This window comes from Actinoplanes sp. NPDC051851 (assembly GCF_040681165.1).
Taxonomy (GTDB): Bacteria; Actinomycetota; Actinomycetes; order Mycobacteriales; family Micromonosporaceae; genus Actinoplanes.
In genome coordinates, this window is sequence record NZ_JBFAYF010000016.1 from 96,416 (window position 1) to 114,154 (window position 17,739).

A 17,739-nucleotide genomic window follows, 5' to 3' on the forward strand; every position below is an offset into this window, starting at 1 on the left:
GAAACGGACGGTCCACACCATGGATGACGTCAAGCAATCCTGCCTCTTCCCGGCTACGGACCGGGTCGCGCTCTTCGAGGCCACCGCGTCCGGGATGGACCCGGTGGCCTGGGCCGAGCACCACACCGAACTCCTGACCCGGGCGACGATCGACTTCGGGGCCACCGTGCTGCGCGGCTTCGACGTACCGGACGACACGGTGTTCGCCCGGTTCGTGCGGGTGTTCGGCGAGGAGATGGCCGAGTACACGTACCGGTCCACCCCGCGGAGCAAGGTCGGTGACGTGTACACGTCCACCGAGTACCCGGCCACCGAGGTCATCCCGCAGCACAACGAGATGGCGTATACCAGCGTCTGGCCGCGCACGCTGTACTTCTATTCGCAGATCGCGGCGCGCAGCGGCGGTGAGACACCGCTGGCCGACAGCCACGCCGTCTACCAGCGCATCCCGGCCGGCGTACGGGAGCGCTTCGAGCGGCACGGCGTGCGGTACGTCCGCAACTACCGGCCCGGTCTGGGCGTGTCCTGGCAGGAGACGTTCACCGGGATGGACAAGCCGGCGGTCGAGGCGTTCTGCGCCGAACGGGGCATCGTCTTCGAATGGCTGCCCGATGGGGCGCTGCGCACCAGCGAGACCTGCCAGGCGACCACCGTGCACCCGGTGACCGGCCGGGTCGGCTGGATGAACCAGGCGCACCTGTTCCACGTCTCCAGTCTCAACGAGGCGACCAGGGAGGCGTTGATGGAGCTGATGGCCGAGGAGGACCTGCCGCGCAACGCGTACCTGGGCGACGGCAGCCGCATCGACGACGCGGACCTGGCCGCGGTCCGCGCCGCCTACGACGCCGAGCTGCTGAAGTTCCCGTGGCAGCCCGGTGACCTGATGATGGTCGACAACCTGGCGATGTCGCACGGCCGGTCGAGCTTCGAGGGGCCGCGCAAGGTCCTGGTCGCGATGACCGGTTCGCTCGGCAGCCATCCGGAGGCGTCGTGACCGCGGGGCACGCCGAGAAGATCGCCTTTCTGGAACGGCACGGGGTGGGCGAGCTGGCGCACTCCGACGCGGCATTGCTGGATCACCTGCGTGGCGTGCACGATCTGCTGCGGCGGTGGGGATGCCGGCCGGCGCTGTGCGACGCCGGGCTGTTCCACTCGGCGTACGGCACCGAGATCTTCCCGACCGGTGCGGTGCCCCGGGAACTGCGCCCGGCGGTGCGTGAGCTGATCGGCGACGAGGCCGAGACACTGGCGTACCTGTTCGGTGCGGTGACCCGCACCAGCCTGTTCGACGCGGCGTTCGAGGGCGCCCCGTTCCTGCTGGAGACGCGCGAGGGCGAGTTCATCGGGGTCACCGACGAGCAGTACACCGACCTCGCGGCGCTGACCGTGGCGAACTGGCTGGAGCAGCGGCCCCGGTTCCCGGCCGGGAACCGGTTCAGCCGGGCCCGCGAGTTCGACGCGATGCGCCCCTATCTGCCGGTCACCGTCCGCGGTGCCCTGGAACAGGCGTACGGCTACACCCCGTTCACCGCCCCGGTGAGCTGAAGAACCGAAACGAGACGACGACGTGGTGAGCACCCAGATTCCCAGCCGGCCCAGTGCCGAGGAGCGCGCGAACGTGTTCTCGCGCGTCTTCATCCAGTGGCCGTCGACGCTCGTGACGGTCGCCCGGACGCGGCCGCTCGAGCTCTCCGACAACCTGGTCCCGCCCCGATACGACCATCTGGACCGGGTCGGGCCGGTGTTCGACGAGGCCTGGGCCCGCCACCAGGGCGAGCCGGACGGCCTGCGGCGCGCCCTCTACGAGACGTACCGCCGGCGCTTCTGGCTCGCCGCGCTGATCTTCCTGGCGTACGAGGTGTGCGCGGTGGCCGGCCCGCTGTTCATCCGCCAGATGGTCGGCTGGTTCGAAGGGGCGGCGCGCGGGACGGTCGGGCAGGGCCTGCTGATCGCGGCCGCGCTGGGGTTGTTCCACGCCGTCGACTCGCTCGCGCACAAGCACCAGTGGTCGGAGACGTGGAAGAGCACCCACTCGATCACCGCGCTGCTGCGCACCCGGGTGCTGGGCCGGTACCTGCGGATGGACCGCGGCGCCCGGCTCGACCACCCGACCGGTGAGGTGATCACCCTCGCCTCCTCGGATGCCACCCGGGTCGGCAAGGTGTCGTTCATCCACATGGCGTGGGCGGTGCCGCTGGGCATCGCCGGCTCCTGCGCCGTGCTGCTGTTCCTGCTCGGCTGGTCCGGGCTGGTCGGCGTCGCGCTGATGATCGGCGGGATGTGGCTCTCCCACCGGACCAACGACCGGGTGTACGACCTGGTCCCGCAGATCCGCGAGGCGAACGGCCGCCGGATCGGACTGATCAGCGAGTTCGTCGCGGCGATCCGTACCCTGCGCGCCCACGGCTGGGAGCGGATGGCCGAGGCGGCGGTCGGCCGGGAGCGGGCCGTGCTCAACGAGCTGCTGGTGCGCCGCCAGCGCAGGCTCGCCATGCTCTACCTGGTCAACGCCGCGGCCCCGGTGCTGATGATCACGGTCACCCTGGTCACGTACGCGGCGCTGGGCAACCGGCTGCGCGCCGCGGACGTGTTCGCCGCGATCGCGGTGCTCACCGTGCTGCGCTCGCAGCTGCCCGAGCTGGTGCGTTACCTCGACATGCGCAACGAGTGGCGGGTCGCCTTCGGCAAGATGACCGCGTTCCTGACCGCGCCGGTCGCGGTGCCGGCGGAGGACCCGGCCGGCGGCGCACCGGCGGGTGCCGTCACGCTCACCGGCGCGTCGATCGCCTGGCCGGGTGCCGACACGCCGGTGCTCACCGGCGTGGACCTGGCGGTGGCGCCCGGTGAGCTGGTCTGCGTGCTGGGCCGCGTCGGCAGTGGCAAGTCGGCGCTGCTCGGTGCCCTGGCGGGCCGGATGCGCGGCACCGCCGGCGCGATGCGGGTCGGCGGCGGCGTGGTCTACCTGCCGCAGCAGGCCTGGATCATGCAGGGCACCGTCGCCGAGAACATCCGCTGCTTCTCCCCCGAGGACGAGCAGCGGTACGCCGAGGTGCTGCGCGCCACCGCGCTCGATGCCGACCTGGACGCGATGCCGGACGGGGACCGGACCCCGATCGGCGAGCGCGGCACCACCCTCTCCGGCGGTCAGCGCCAGCGGGTCGCGCTGGCCCGGGCCGGCTACGAGGACGCCGACGTGTACCTGGCCGACGACCCGACCAGCGCGGTCGACGACGCGGTCGCGGCGACCATCATGGATGACCTGTTCGGTACGGTGCTGGCCGGGCGTACCCGGATCGTGGCCACCCACCGGCTGGACTTCGCCCGCCGTGCCGACCGGGTGATCGTTCTCGATGGTGGCCGGATCGTCGCGGACGGCCCGTTCGAGCAGGCCGTCCCGTCCCTCCCGGAGCTGCTGCCGGAGAGCACCGCCACGCCGGTGTCCGCCCGCACGCCCGGCGACGCCGCCCCGGTGGGCGAGGCCGCTGGCGACGAGCCGGAGGACGACGAACCGGAGCCGCCGGTCCGCACCGGCCGGGTGCTGCTGACCACGTACCGGGACTACCTGCGGGTGCTGACCCCCGGCGCCCTCGCCCTGGTGCTGGTCGGGCTGGCGGTGCTCGGGCAGGGCGCGGTCGGCGCCTCCTCCTTCTGGCTGGGCCGGTGGACCGAGCGGCCCGGTGAGGACACCGTCTTCTACGCCGCCGTCTTCGCCCTGATCGGCCTGACCGGGCTGGCCCTGGACCGTGGCCTGTTCACCTTCGCCTTCTCCCGCGGCGTACGGGCGGGCGGCCGGCTGCACGACGGGATGCTGCGCAGCGTCCTGCGCGCGCCGCTCTCCTTCTTCGACCGCACCCCGTCCGGCCGGGTGATCACCCGCTTCTCCGCGGACATGGAGACCGTCGACCTGGAGTTGCCGGAGAGCACCGTCGACACGCTGACCATCTACGTCGGCCTGGTCGTGCCCTGGGCGCTGCTGGCGCTGACCAACCCGTTCGCGCTGCTGCTGACCCTGCCGGTGCTGGTGCTCTACGGCCGGTGGCAGGGCCGGACCCGGTCCAGCACGGTGGCGGTGTCCCGGCTGGCCCGGCAGGCCACCGAGCCGGTGCTGGCCCTGCTCGGCGAGGTGGTCGAGGGGGTCGGCTCGATCGAGGGCCGGCCGGCCCGGATGCGCGGCTTCGAGCGGGAGTTCGCCGCCCGGGCCCGTACGGCGCACGAGGCGAACTACACGGTGAACTCGCTGTCCCGGCACTTCAACCTGCGCCTGGACATGCTCGGCGCGGGTGTGCTGTTCGGCTACGCCACGCTGCTGGTGATCGCGAACGACGTCGGCGCCGGATTCGCCGGAGCGGGACTGAGCTTCGCGTACATGCTGATCGAGACGCTGGCGATGAGCCTGATGACGGTGCAGATGATGGACCTGTCGCTGGCCGGTTTCGAACGGGTGCACGACTACACGAAGCTGCCGGCCGAGCCGGCCGGCGGGGACGCCGCACCGGCCGGGTGGCCGTCCACCGGCGACATCCGGTTCGAGGACGTCACCCTGCGCTATGCCGGTAGTGGTACCCCCGCACTCGACCGGATCAGCCTGCACGTGCCGGGCGGCCGCACGATCGGCATCGCCGGGCGTACCGGCAGTGGCAAGTCGAGTCTCTTCGCCGGCCTGCTGCGCTTCGTCGAGGTGGACGGCGGCCGGATCGTCGTCGACGGCGTCGACGTCTCCACCCTGCGGCTGGCGGACCTGCGGGCGGCCATCGAGGTGATCCCGCAGGACCCGGTGCTGCTCCCCGGTACGGTCCGGGAGAACCTCGACCCGTTCGGCGCGCACACCCCCGAACAGGCCCGTCAGGCGCTGGCCGAGGTCGGCCTGGCCGAACGGCTGGCCTCGCTCCCCGAGGGCCTGGACCATCCGCTGGCCACCGGCGACGCCCGGTTCAGCGCTGGCGAGCGGCAGCTGTTCTGCCTGGCCCGCGCGCTGCTCAACGGCTCCCGGATCGTGCTGATCGACGAGGCCACGGCGAGCCTCGACGCGGAGACCGACGCGCACATCCGGCAGGTGCTGCGTACCCGGCTGGCCGGCGCCACCGTCCTGGTGATCGCGCATCGCCGGCAGACGCTGGCGGACGCCGATCTGGTCGTCACCCTGGACGCGGGGCGGGTCGTCCGGGACGACGACGCCGCGCTGATCGAGACGGGACGGCCGGCGTAGTGGAGACCGCGGCCCTCGAACTGGTCACCGACCGGCCCCGGGTGCCGAGCCCGGCGCAGGCCGGTGCCGCGGTCCCGCTCCGTCTGCCCCCGGCGACCGTGCGGCGCCTGGCGCAGGCCGGGGAGCGGCTCGGGACCGGCCCGCGGCGGCTGCTGCTGGTCGCCTATCAGCTGATGCTGGGCCGGCAGGCGGGCGTCACCGACGTCGGCGTGCACGCCGACGGGCCGGCCCGGCTGTGCTGGACCGGCCGGGAGAACCTGGCCGGGCTGCTGCGCGCCGCGGACCCCGACCCGCGGGTCGCGCCACAGGACCCGCGCATGATCTTCGCCGCCGAGGCGCCCGAGCCGGTCGAGGCGCCCATCGCCGACCTCACCCTCCGCTGGCGGCCGGGCCCGGCCGCGGACGGTTCGTGGCCCGGCCGGCTGGAGTACGACCCGCGGCTGTTCGACCCGGCCACCGTGCGCTGGCTGGCCACCCACCTGATCACCCTGCTCGACGCCCTGCTCGCCGAGCCGCACCGCCCGGTCGGGGAGCTGGCGCACACCACCGCCGGGGAGCTGGCGCAGCTGGCCCGCTGGGGCACCGCCGGCGGGCCGGACCGGGCGGAGAGCATCGTGACGATGTTCCGCCGCCAGGTCGCGGACCGCCCGCAGGAGGTGGCGCTGGAGTTCGCCGACGCCACCCTGACCTACGCGCAGCTGTGGGACCGGGCGCAGCGGGTGGCGGCCACCCTGCTGGCGCGCGGTGTCACCACGGAGACCGTGGTGGGACTGGCGATGGCCCCCTCGGCGCGCCTGGTGATCGCCGTGCTCGGTGTGCTCGCCGCCGGCGGCACGTACCTGCCGCTGGATCCCGGGCATCCGGCGCCGCGGCTGGACCACATGGTCCGCGACAGCGGTGCCGCGCTGCTCATCACCGACCGGGACCCGGGATTCGCGGCCGGCCCGCCGGTCCTGCGATGGGCCGACGCCGAGCAGCCCGTCCCGTCGTCGGCCGTCCTGCCGCAGCCGCACCCCGGCCGGCGGGCCTGCGTCTTCTACACCTCCGGGTCGACGGGGCAACCCAAGGGCACCGAGATCATCCACCGGGCGGTGGTGGGGCTCGTGCACGACAGCGCCTGGGCCGGTTTCACCGCCACCGACCGGGTGGCCCAGGTCGCCAACGTGTCGTTCGACGCGGCGACCATCGAGATCTGGGGTGCCCTGCTCAACGGGGGCCGGCTGGTCGGCATCGGCCGGGACGAGTCGCTGGACCCGGTGGCGCTCGGACGGCGCGTCGCGCGGCACGGCATCACCGCGATGTTCCTGACCACCGCCCTGTTCAACCGGTGCGTGGACACCGACCCGGCGATGTTCGCCCCACTGCGGGTGATCCTCTTCGGCGGCGAGGCCGCCGACCCGCGACGGGCCGCGGCGCTGCGGCGGGCGGTGCCCGGGTTGCGCGTCGCGAACGTGTACGGGCCGACCGAGGTCACCTCGATCGCCACCTGCTACGACGTACCCGGCGACTGGCCGGTCGAGGTGCGGGTGCCGATCGGGCGGCCGATCGCGGAGACGACCGCCGCGGTGCTCGACCCGTGGGGGCGCCCTACCGGGATCGGCGTGCCCGGCGAGCTGCACCTGGGCGGCCCGCGCCTGGCCCGAGGCTATCTGGGCCGTCCCGGCCTGACCGCGCAGCGGTTCGTCGCCGGTGTGGCGGGCTCGGGTGCGCGGCTCTACCGCACCGGCGACGTCGCCCGGTGGCGGCCGGACGGCCAGATCGAGTTCCTGGGCCGGACCGACGACCAGGTGAAGATCCGCGGCGTGCGCATCGAGCCGGACGAGATCGCGGCGGTGCTGACCACGGCCCCCGGCATCGGTGCCGCCGCGGTCACCGTGGGCGGCGAGGGCGACGGCCGGCATCTGGTCGCCCACGTGGTGGCCGGGTCCGGCATCGACCGGCACGAGCTGCGCTCCTGGCTGGCCGCCCGGCTGCCCGAGGCGATGGTCCCGGCCTTCTACGTGGTGCTGCCCGAGTTGCCGGTCACCCCGAATGGCAAGCTCGACCGCCGGGCCCTGCCGGCGCCGGGCCCGGACGACGGCGTGCGGGCCGCGGTCTTCGTGCCGCCGGCCGGCCCGGTTCAGCAGCTGATCGCCGGCATCTGGGCGGAGCTGCTCGGCGTGCCGCGGATCTCGGCGACCGACGACTTCTTCGCCCTGGGCGGTCACTCGCTGCTGGCCGCCCAGGTCGTCTCCCGGATCGCCGCACGGCTCGGCGTCGAGCTCGGGGTCCGCGCCGCGTTCGCCGCGCCGACCGTCGAGGCCCTGGCCGGGCAGGTCGCCACCGCGGCCTGCGGGGACGTCCCGGCCCCGGTGGCCGGCGACGGCGACGGCCCGCTGCCGGTGTCGCCCGCCCAGCACCGGCTCTGGTTCCTCGACCGGCTGACGCCGGGCCGGGCGCTGTACAACGTGCCGCTGCTGCTGACCATCGACGGGCCGCTGGACGTCGCGGCCCTGACCGGTGCGCTGAGCGCACTGGTCCGCCGGCATGCGGCGCTGCGTACCAGGATCGTCGCCGGCGACGGCGAGCCGCGGCAGGTGATCGACGCGCCCGCCGACCTCGAGCTGCCCGTCACCGACCTACGGCCGCTGCCCGGCCCCGGCCGTGACGAGGCGGCGGCCGCCCTCGTGCACCGGCTGGCCGCCGCGCCGTTCGACCTGGCCGCCGGCCCGCTGCTGCGCGCCGCGCTGGTCCGGGTGACCGACGAACGGCACCTGCTGACCGTCGCCGTGCACCACATCGTCTCGGACGGCTGGTCGATCGGCGTACTCCTGCGCGAGCTGGGCGTCCTGTACACCGGCGGATCCCTGCCACCGCCCGCGTTCCGGTACGCCGACTACGTGACCTGGCAACACGGGCTGCTCGACGGGCCGTTGCGGGAGCGGCAGCTGGCCCACTGGCGGCAGGCGCTGCACGGTGCCCCGCCGCTGCTGGACCTGCCGGTCGACCGGCCACGTCCGGAGCAGCCGCGCAACGTGGGCGAGCGGTTCGAGATCCGGCTGGCACCCGAGCTGGCGGCCCGGCTGCGTGAGACCGGGCGGGCGTACGGCGTCACCCCGTTCATGATCCTGCTGACGGCGTTCCAGCTGACCCTCGGCCGGTACGCGGGCGTCACCGACGTCAGCGTCGGCATCCCGGTCTCCGGGCGTACCCACCCCGCGTTCGAGCAGCTGATCGGCTTCTTCGTGAACACGGTCGTGGTCCGGGCGAGGTGGACGCCGCGGTTGAGCTTCGCCGGCCTGCTGCACCGGGTGCGCGAGGCGACCCTCGGCGCGTACGAACACCAGGACGTGCCGTTCGAGCAGGTGGTGGCGGCGGTACGGCCACCTCGCGAGCCGGGCCGTACCCCGCTGTTCCAGGTGATGATGTCGATGCAGAACGTGCCGGAGACCACCGGTGCCCTGCCCGGACTGCGGGTCGGGGTCAGCGAACCGGACGTCGGTATCGCCAAGTTCGACCTGACCGTCGGCTGGGACGAGGCGCCGCTGGACTCCGGCGCGTGGCGCGGCCACGTCGAGTACGACCTCGACCTGTTCGACCGGGCCACCGCGGAGCGGCTGGCCGGGCACTACCTGGCGCAGCTGGACGCCGCCCTGCGCAGCCCGGAGTCGCCGCTGGGCCGGCTGCCGATGCTCGCCGCCCCGAACCCGGACGGCACCACGGCGCCCGCCGCGGCGACCGTGCCGCAGCTGTTCGCCGCGGCGGTGGCCGCGGGACCGCGGGCGGTCGCGGTACGCCAGGACGGCGACGAACTGACCTACGCCGACCTGGCCGGGGCGGCCGAGCGGGTCGCGGCCGCCCTGCACGCGCGGGGGATCGGGCCGGGTGACACCGTCGCGGTGGCCACCGGCCGCAGTCTGCTGTGGCCGGTCGCGCTGCTGGGTGTGCTGCGCGCCGGGGCGGCGTACGTGCCGATCGACCCGCTCGCCCCACGGCAGCGCCGCGACCACCTGGTGGGTGACTCGGGCGCCCGGCTCGTCCTGGACGCGCCCGGGGTACGGGAGCTGGCCGGCACGCCGGCGCGGGACCTGCCGCCGATGCCGGATCCGGGCTGGCCGGCGTACGTGCTCTACACCTCCGGCAGCACCGGCGCCCCCAAGGGGGTGGTGGTCGGCCACGGCAACCTGGCGCACACCGTGCAGGCGGTCGCCGGCCGGTACGACCTGCGCCCGGCCGATCGCGCGCTGCAGTTCGCCGCGCTGACCTTCGACGTGGCCGCCGAGGAACTGTTCACCACCCTGATCCGGGGCGCCACCGTGGTGCTGCTGCCGGACGGGCCGGTGCCCGGCATCCCGGAGATGACCGCGCTGGCCGCCCGGGAACGGCTCACCGTGCTGAACCTGCCCGCCTCGTACTGGCACGAGTGGGTGCCGCAGCTCGGGCAGTGCCCGGTCACCGCGGATCTGCGGCTGGTGGTGGTGGGCAGCGAACGGGTCGACGGCACCCGCCTGGAGCAGTGGCGCGCGGCGGTGCCGGACCGGGTGCGGTGGCTCAACGCGTACGGCCCGACCGAGGCGACGATCACCGCGACGGTGTACGAACCCGGAGCTCGGCACGTCACCGCCGGCACCGTGCCGATCGGGCAGCCGCTGCCGGGAGTGCGGGCGTACGTCCTGGACGGGTCCCTGCACCCGGTGCCGCCGGGCGTGCCCGGCGAGCTGTACCTGGCCGGCCCGGGCGTCGCCCAGGGATACACGGGCGATCCGGCGAAGACCGGGGCCGCGTTCCTGGCCGACCCGTGGGGCCCGCCCGGCTCCCGGATGTACGCCACCCGGGACCGGGCGCGGCGCACCGTCACCGGCGTGCTGGAGTTCCTCGGCCGCACCGACGACCAGGTCAAGCTGCGCGGCTTCCGGATCGAGCCGGGCGAGATCGAGGCGGCGCTGACCAGCCACCCCCGGGTGCGCGAAGCCGCCGTGCTGTTGCGCGAGGACCGGCCGGGACATCCGGCGCTGACCGGGTACGTGGTCGCCGACGGCCCGCTGTCGGCGGCCGACCTGCGCGCCCACCTCGACCAGCGGCTGCCCGGCTACCTGGTGCCCGCCGCCTTTCTGTTGCTGGACCGGCTGCCGCGCGGCGAGCGCGGCAAGATCGATCGGGCGTCGCTGCCGGCACCCGAGGGCCCCGCCACGGCCCCGGCGGCCGAGCAGCCCACCGGGGCGCTGGAGCGCACGGTCGCCGGCGTCTGGTGCGAGGTCCTGTCGGTCGACCGGGTCGGCATGGACGACAACTTCTTCGACCTGGGCGGCCATTCGCTGCTGCTGGTCCGGGTTCAGGGCCGGCTGGTGGAGCGGCTGGGCCGCCCGGTCGCGGTGGTCGATCTGCTGCGCCACCCCACGGTGCGCTCGCTGGCCCGGCGGCTGGCCACCGGCGACGAGCAGCCCGGCGGCGCCGCGGGCCGGCGTCGCGCCGAGACACGAGTGAGTCAGAGCGGACGAGCGGCGCGGCTGCGCGCGCGGTCCGGAAACGGGGACGGAAGAGATGACTGACGCGGACACCGAAGGCATCGCGATCGTCGGGATGGCCCTGCGCGTACCGGGGGCGGACACCCCGGCGGCGTTCTGGGGCAATCTGCGCGACGGGGTGGAGTCGATCTCCACGCTGACCGACGAGCAACTGCTGGCAGACGGGGCCGACCCGGGGGAGATCGCCGATCCCGGGTACGTCCGGGCCGTCGGCCTGCTCGACGACGTGGCCGGTTTCGATCACCGGTTCTTCGGCTTCTCCGCCCGCGAGGCGCAACTGCTCGATCCGCAGCACCGGATCATGCTGGAGTGCGCGTGGGAGGCGCTGGAGCACGCCGGGCACCCCGCCGACCGCGGTGACACGGTCACCGGCGTCTACGCCGGGGTGGGGGAGAGCTCGTATCTGATGCACAACCTGCTGCCGAACCGGGAACTGGTCCAGCGCGTCGGCGCGTTCCAGACGGCGCTCGGCAACGACAAGGACTTCGTGCCGACCCGAGTGTCGTACAAGCTCGACCTGCACGGGCCCAGCGTCAGCGTGCAGACCGGCTGCTCGACGTCGCTGGTCGCGGTGCACATGGCCGCGCAGGCACTGCTCGCCGGCGAGTGCGACATCGCGCTGGCCGGTGGGGCGACGGTGATCGCCGCGCGGCGCGGATACCGGCACGAGGCCGGCGGGATCCTGTCGGCCGACGGGCACTGCCGCGCCTTCGACAGCGAGGCGACCGGCGCGGTCCCGTCCTCCGGTGCCGGCGTGGTCGTGCTGCGGCGGCTGGCCGACGCGATCGCCGACGGCGACGTGATCCACGCGGTGATCCGCGGCTCGGCGATCAACAACGACGGCTCGCGCAAGGTCGGCTTCACCGCGCCCAGCGTGGACGGTCAGGCCGACGTGATCGCCGAGGCGCTCGGGGTGTCCGGCGTCGCACCGGAGACGATCTCGTACGTGGAGGCGCACGGCACCGGCACCCCGCTCGGCGACCCGATCGAGGTGGCCGCCCTGCGGGCCGTGTTCGGTACGGCCGGCGCCGGGCGGATCGCGCTGGGCTCGGTGAAGTCGAACGTCGGGCACCTGGACACCGCGGCCGGTGTGGTCGGCCTGATCAAGACGGTGCTGGCGATGACCGCCCGGCAGCTGCCGCCGTCGCTGCACGTGCGTACCCCGAACCCCCGGCTGGAGCTGGACGGCAGCCCGCTGCGGGTCAACACCGCGCTGACCGATTGGACCGGGGACGTGCTGCGGGCCGGGGTCAGCTCGTTCGGCATCGGCGGCACCAACGCGCACGTGGTGCTGGAATCGGCGCCGCCGAGCCCGGCCACCGCCGGCCCGGACCGGCCCCAGCTGCTGCCGCTGTCGGCGGCCACCCCGGCCGCGCTGGAGGCCACCGCCGCCCGGCTCGCCGCCCATCTGCGGTCCGGCGGGTCACCGGCGCTGGCCGACGTCGCGTTCACCCTGCAGCAGGGCCGGTGGCGGCTGCCGTACCGGCGGTTCGTGGTCGCCATCGACCTCGCCGGTGCCGTGGACGCGCTGGGCACCGCGACGCCCGAGCACCGGCCGGCGCAGGACGACGCCGGTGACCGCCGGGTGGTGTTCGGCTTCCCCGGCCAGGGCACCCAGCGCGTCGGCATGGGCCACGCCCTGTACCGGGGCGAGCCGGTCTTCCGGGCCGCGCTCGACGAGATCGCCGGCGCGCTGGCCCCGGAGTTCGGCGAGGATCTGCGTGACCTGCTCTACCCGGCCGACGGGCAGAGCGACGCCGCGCGGGAGCGGATCACCCTGACTCGGTACGCCCAGCCGGCCCTGTTCGCGGTGCAGTACGCCCTGGCCACCCTCTGGCAGTCGTGGGGCGTACGCCCGTCGGCGATGCTCGGGCACAGCGTCGGCGAGCTCGTCGCGGCCTGTGTCGCCGGGGTGCTCTCCCCGGCCGACGCGTCGCGCCTGGTCGCGGCCCGTGGCCGACTCATGCAGGCCGCCGAGCCGGGCGCGATGGTGGCCGTCCCGCTCGCCGAGGACGAGGTGCTGCCGATGCTGGGCGAGCACCTGGCGGTCGCCGCGGTGAACGGGCCGCGCCAGTGCGTGGTCTCCGGCCCGCACGCGGCCGTCGAGGCCCTCGAGGCGGCGCTCGCCGACCGGGCGGTGACGTTCACCCGGCTGCGTACCTCGCACGCCTTCCACTCGCCGAGCATGGACGCCGCCGCGGCCGCGTTCACCGCCGAGGCGGCCCGGCTGCCGCTGGCCGCGCCGCGGATCCCGTTCGTGTCGAACGTGACCGGCACCTGGATCACCGACGCGCAGGCGACCGACCCGGCCTACTGGGGACGGCAGCTGCGCGCCCCGGTGCGCTTCGCCGACGGGCTGGCGGCCTGCGCCGACCCGGACGCGCTCTGGCTGGAGGCCGGCGTCGGCGGCGCGCTCACCGGGCTGGCCGCGAGCTCCGGCGCCTTCCGCGCGACCGTCGCCGGGCTGGACCCGGAGAGCGACGCCCACCGGGAGGCCCTCACCGCCGCCGGGCGGTTGTGGTGCCACGGCGCCGCGGTGGACTTCCCGGCGATGCACGGCGCGCACCGGCCGCGGCGGGTCCCGCTGCCGACCTATCCGTTCCAGCGGGAACGGCACTGGGTACGGCCGCCCGCCACCCGGCCGGCCGAGGCGACGAGCCTGCTGTCGGCACACACCTTCCGCCGGACCGCGCCGCTGCCGCTGCCGCTGGCGTCGCCCGCCGCCTGGCAGGTGGTGGGTGAGCCGGCCGAACTGCTCGCCGGGGTGAACGTCACCGGCGGGCGGCCGGGCGCGGGCGTGCTCCACACCGCGCTGCTCGACCCGGAGGCACCGCTGAGCATTCCGGCGGACCCGCCCGAGGGCCGCACGGTGCTGCTGACCACCGGGGTCCTCGACGTGACCGGTGAGGAAGACCTGATCCCGCAGCGATCCGTGCTGCTGGACTGGGCCCGTTCCGGCCGGCCCGGCAGCCGCACCCTGATCGACGTGCCGGCCGGTGCGCCGCCGGTGACGCGCCGCCAGGTGGCCGCGGAGCTGACCGCGGCCCGGCCCGAGCCGGTCGTGGCGATGCGCGGTACCCACCGCTTCGTGCCGTCGCTCGAACCGTTGCCGGTGACCGGCGGAGGCCTCGCCGGCCGGCAGGTCCGGGTGGTGGGCGACGAGCCGGCCGCGACCCGGTTCGCCCGGGCGCTGGCCCGCGCCGGTGCCGGTGTCACCGGGGCGGGCACGCCCGAGCACGTGCTGGTGGTGCTCACCGGCGTGCCGCGGGGCGACACCGCCGAGATGCTGACCGCCGCGATCGGCGCGGCGCACGTGGTCGAGGCGCACGTCGTCGGCGACCCGGCCGCGGCCGACGCGGTGCGGGCGCGGTTCGCGCGAAGCGCCGACGCGACGGGGGCGTCGTTCACCACGTACGCCTGGCCCGGTCTCGACCTGGACCGTCTGGAGGCGCTGGTGCCGCGGATCGCCGGCACCGCACCCGGTTCGTGCCTGGTCACCGTCGATCCGGGCGTCGATCCGGGCACCCCGCCGAGTGGCGAGACGGACGCGGCCGAGCCGGACGACGGGGACCCGGTCCAGCAACGGATCGCGGCGGTCTTCGCCGACCTGCTGGGCGTGCCGGCCATCGCGCCGGACACCGACTTCTTCGCCCTCGGCGGGCATTCGCTGCTGGCCGCCCAGGTGACGGTCCGGGTCCGGCAGGACTGCGGGGTCGAGGTGCCGCTGCGGGTGTTCGTCGAGGATCCCACGGTCCGCGGCCTGGCCGCCGCGGTGCGTGCCGCCGATGCCACCGCCGGCGAGCCGGAACCGCTGATCGTGGCGGTACCGGACCCGGCCGCGGCCGGCGAGCCGTTCCCGCTTACCGACGTGCAGCAGGCCTACTGGATCGGCCGCAGCGGCGTCTTCGAGCTCGGCGCCGGCATGCACGGTTACGAGGAGTTCGACGTCGAGGACCTGGACGTCGCCCGGCTGCAGGCGGCGTTGCGGCGCACCATCGCCCGGCACGGCATGCTGCGTGCGATCGTGCTGCCCCACGGCGAGCAGCAGATCCTCGCCGACGTGCCGGACTACGTGATCGTGACCGAGGACGTCCGCGGGCGCGGCGCGGATGCCGAGACCGCCGCCCTGCGGGCCACCCGCGCGGCGATGTCGCACCAGATCTTCGCCCCGGAACGGTGGCCGCTGTTCGAGATGCGGGCCACCCTGATGGACGGCGGCCGCGGCCGGGTGCACTTCAGCATCGACGGCCTGATCACCGACGCGTGGGCGTCGGTGATCTGGATGCGGGAGCTGACCCGGCTCTACCACGAGCCGGACGCCGGCCTGCCCGAGCTGGAGCTGTCGTTCCGCGACTACGTGCTGGCCACCCGGCAGATCGAGCGGACCGCGCGGTACGACCGGGCGGCCCGGTACTGGCTCGACCGGGTGCCGGATCTGCCCCCGGCGCCGGATCTGCCGTTGGCCGCCGATCCGCAGACCATGACCGAGGTACGGTTCAGCAGGCTCACCGGCCGGCTGGGCGCGGCGCCGTGGGCACGGCTGCGGGCACAGGCCGCCCGGCGTGGCATCACGCCGACCGCGGTGCTGCTGACCGCGTACGGTGAAGTGCTCGGAAGTTGGTCGAAGAGCCGCCGCTTCACGCTGAACCTGCCGATGGCCAACCGGCTGCCGCTGCACCCGCAGGTCGACGCGATCGTCGGCGATTTCACCTCGGTGACCCTGCTGGAGATGGACGCGAGCGGCACCGGCACCTTCCGGGCGCGGGCCGAGGCGGTCCGGGCCCGGCTCGCCGCCGACCTGGATCACCGGCTGTTCGGCGGGGTCCGGGTGCTGCGCGAGGTCAAACGCCGGCGCGGGGACGCCGCGGCGGCCATGCCGGTCGTGTTCACCAGCCTCTTCCAGGCCATCGGCGAGCACCCGCAGATCGGCGAGGTCACGTACAGCATCTCGCAGACGCCGCAGATCTGGATCGACACCCAGGTCTACGAGCTCGACGGTGAGCTGGTGCTGGACATCGACGCGGTCGACGGGCTGTTCCCGGACGGCATGGTGGCCGACATCCGCACCGCCACCCTGGGACTGCTCGACTGGCTCGCCCGGGACGAGGACCGCTGGGACGAGCCGATGCCGTCGCTGCTGCCGGCCGGTCAGGTCGAGGCGCGGCAGGCGTACAACCGGACCGCGGGGCCGGTGCCGGACGGTCTGCTGCACGAGCCGTTCTTCGCCGTCGCGGCCCGTGATCCACGGCGCACCGCGGTCGTCACCGCCGGCCGCACCCTCAGCTACGGCGAACTGGCGGGCCGGGCGTACACGATCGCCGGCCGGCTGCGCCCGCTGCGGGTCCGCCCCAGCGAGCTGATCGCGGTGATCATGGAGAAGGGCTGGGAGCAGTGCGCCGCGGTGCTGGGCGTCCTGGCCGCCGGCGGCGCGTATCTGCCGATCGACCCGGACCTGCCGCCGGAGCGGGTGCGCCTGCTCCTGGAGCACAGCCGGGCACGTGCGGTGCTGACCCAGAGCCGGATCGGCGCCGCCCGTTTCGCCGGCATCGGTGCGGTCGAGGCGGCGTACGAGGTGGACACGCTGCCGGCCGACGGCGTGCCGTCCGGCGACACCGGCGAGGTGACCCCGGGCGACCTGGCCTACGTCATCTTCACCTCCGGCTCCACCGGCCTGCCCAAGGGCGTGATGATCGACCACCGGGGTGCGCTGAACACGGTCGCCGACGTCAACGACCGGTTCGCGATCGGGGCCGACGACCGGGTGCTGGCCGTCTCGTCGCTCAGTTTCGACCTGTCGGTCTACGACATCTTCGGTCCGCTCGCCGTCGGCGGCGCGATCGTCGTACCGGAGGCCGACGCGCAGCGTGACCCGGCCGCCTGGCTGGCCCTGCTCACCGGCGCCGGGGTGACCGTGTGGAACTCGGTGCCCGCCCTGATGGAGCTGCTGGTCGAGCACCTGACGGTGAGCGGCGCGGCGGCGCGGCTGCGACTGGTCATGCTCAGCGGCGACTGGATCCCGGTGACCCTGCCGGAACGGATCCGCCGGGCGCTCGGCGGCCCCGAGGTGATCAGCCTCGGCGGGGCGACCGAGGCGTCGATCTGGTCGATCCTCTACCCGGTCGGGGCCGTGCCGATGACCTGGACCAGCATCCCGTACGGGCATCCGATGCGGAACCAGAGTTTCCACGTGCTCGACGACGACCTGCGCCCGTGCCCGGACTGGGTGCCCGGTCAGCTGTACATCGGCGGGGTCGGGCTGGCACAGGGTTACCTGCTCGACGAGGCGAAGACCGCGGCGGCGTTCATCGTGCACCCCGGCACCGGCGAGCGGCTCTACCGCACCGGAGATCTGGGCCGCTTCCTGCCGGGCGGGGAGATCGAGTTCCTCGGCCGGGAGGACTTCCAGGTCAAGGTGCAGGGCTACCGCATCGAGCTGGGCGAGATCGAGGCGGCGCTGACCCAGCATCCGGGTGTGCGGGCCGCGGTGGCCGTGGCGCACGGCGACCCGCGCGGCGCGAAACGGCTGGTCGCGTTCGTGGTCGCGCAGGCCGGTGAGCCGCTCCCCGGCGACCTGCTCGACTTCCTCGCCACCACGCTGCCCGGCTACATGATCCCCGGGGTCCTGTACGAGCTGGACGAACTGCCGCTGACCGCCAACGGCAAGGTCGACCGCAGGGCCCTGGTGGTGCCGGACGAGGTCGACGAGGCGGACCTGGTCCCGTACGAGGCGCCGGGCACCGCTGTGGAGCAGGCCGTCGCCGAGGTGTGGGCGTCGATGCTCGGGGTGGCGCGGGTCGGCGTTCACGACGACTTCTTCGCCCTGGGCGGCGACTCGCTGATGGCCATGCGCGTCGTGGTGCACCTGCGCCAGCAGCTGGAGCTCGATGTGCCGATCCGGGTGCTGTTCGACAGTCCCACGCTGGCGGAGACCGCTCTGGTGATCGAGGAACTGCTCCTCACCGAGCTGGAGAGCCTGTCCGACGACGAAGCCCAGTCCCTGCTGGCGAACTGACGACGACGGAGACTGTC

5 protein-coding genes are annotated in these 17,739 nt (G+C 74.4%); all 5 read left to right on the forward strand.

Features of this window, described 5'->3' with window-relative positions; translation table 11 throughout:
- Positions 1-19: 19 nt before the first annotated feature.
- The 5 genes from AB0M08_RS17900 to AB0M08_RS17920 are packed head-to-tail and all read left to right on the forward strand — an operon-like array spanning position 20 to position 17,722.
- Positions 20-994 (forward strand): TauD/TfdA family dioxygenase, encoded by a 975-nt coding sequence (locus AB0M08_RS17900; RefSeq protein WP_364493970.1) that lies wholly within the window; start codon positions 20-22, stop codon positions 992-994.
- Entirely contained in the window at positions 991-1,545 is a 555-nt protein-coding gene (locus AB0M08_RS17905; RefSeq protein ID WP_364493973.1) for a DUF6817 domain-containing protein, read from the forward strand. Before AB0M08_RS17900 ends, AB0M08_RS17905 begins: the two co-directional genes overlap by 4 nt.
- 25 nt (positions 1,546-1,570) lie before the next feature.
- Entirely contained in the window at positions 1,571-5,206 is a 3,636-nt protein-coding gene (locus AB0M08_RS17910; RefSeq protein WP_364493976.1) for an ATP-binding cassette domain-containing protein, read from the forward strand.
- On the forward strand, positions 5,206-10,734 hold the full coding sequence (locus tag AB0M08_RS17915) for an amino acid adenylation domain-containing protein (protein ID WP_364493978.1): 5,529 nt from the start codon (positions 5,206-5,208) through the stop codon (positions 10,732-10,734). Before AB0M08_RS17910 ends, AB0M08_RS17915 begins: the two co-directional genes overlap by 1 nt.
- A complete protein-coding gene (locus tag AB0M08_RS17920; protein ID WP_364493981.1) occupies positions 10,727-17,722 on the forward strand; it encodes an amino acid adenylation domain-containing protein in 6,996 nt (2,331 codons plus the stop codon). The genes AB0M08_RS17915 and AB0M08_RS17920 overlap by 8 nt, the downstream gene beginning before the upstream one ends.
- Positions 17,723-17,739: the final 17 nt, after the last annotated feature.

Bases quoted from the DNA above. Each gene is read 5' to 3' on its own strand.
- AB0M08_RS17900 (WP_364493970.1), top strand. From the start codon at position 20: ATGGATGACGTCAAGCAATCCTGCCTCTTCCCGGCTACGGACCGGGTC.
- AB0M08_RS17920 (WP_364493981.1), top strand. From the start codon at position 10,727: ATGACTGACGCGGACACCGAAGGCATCGCGATCGTCGGGATGGCCCTG.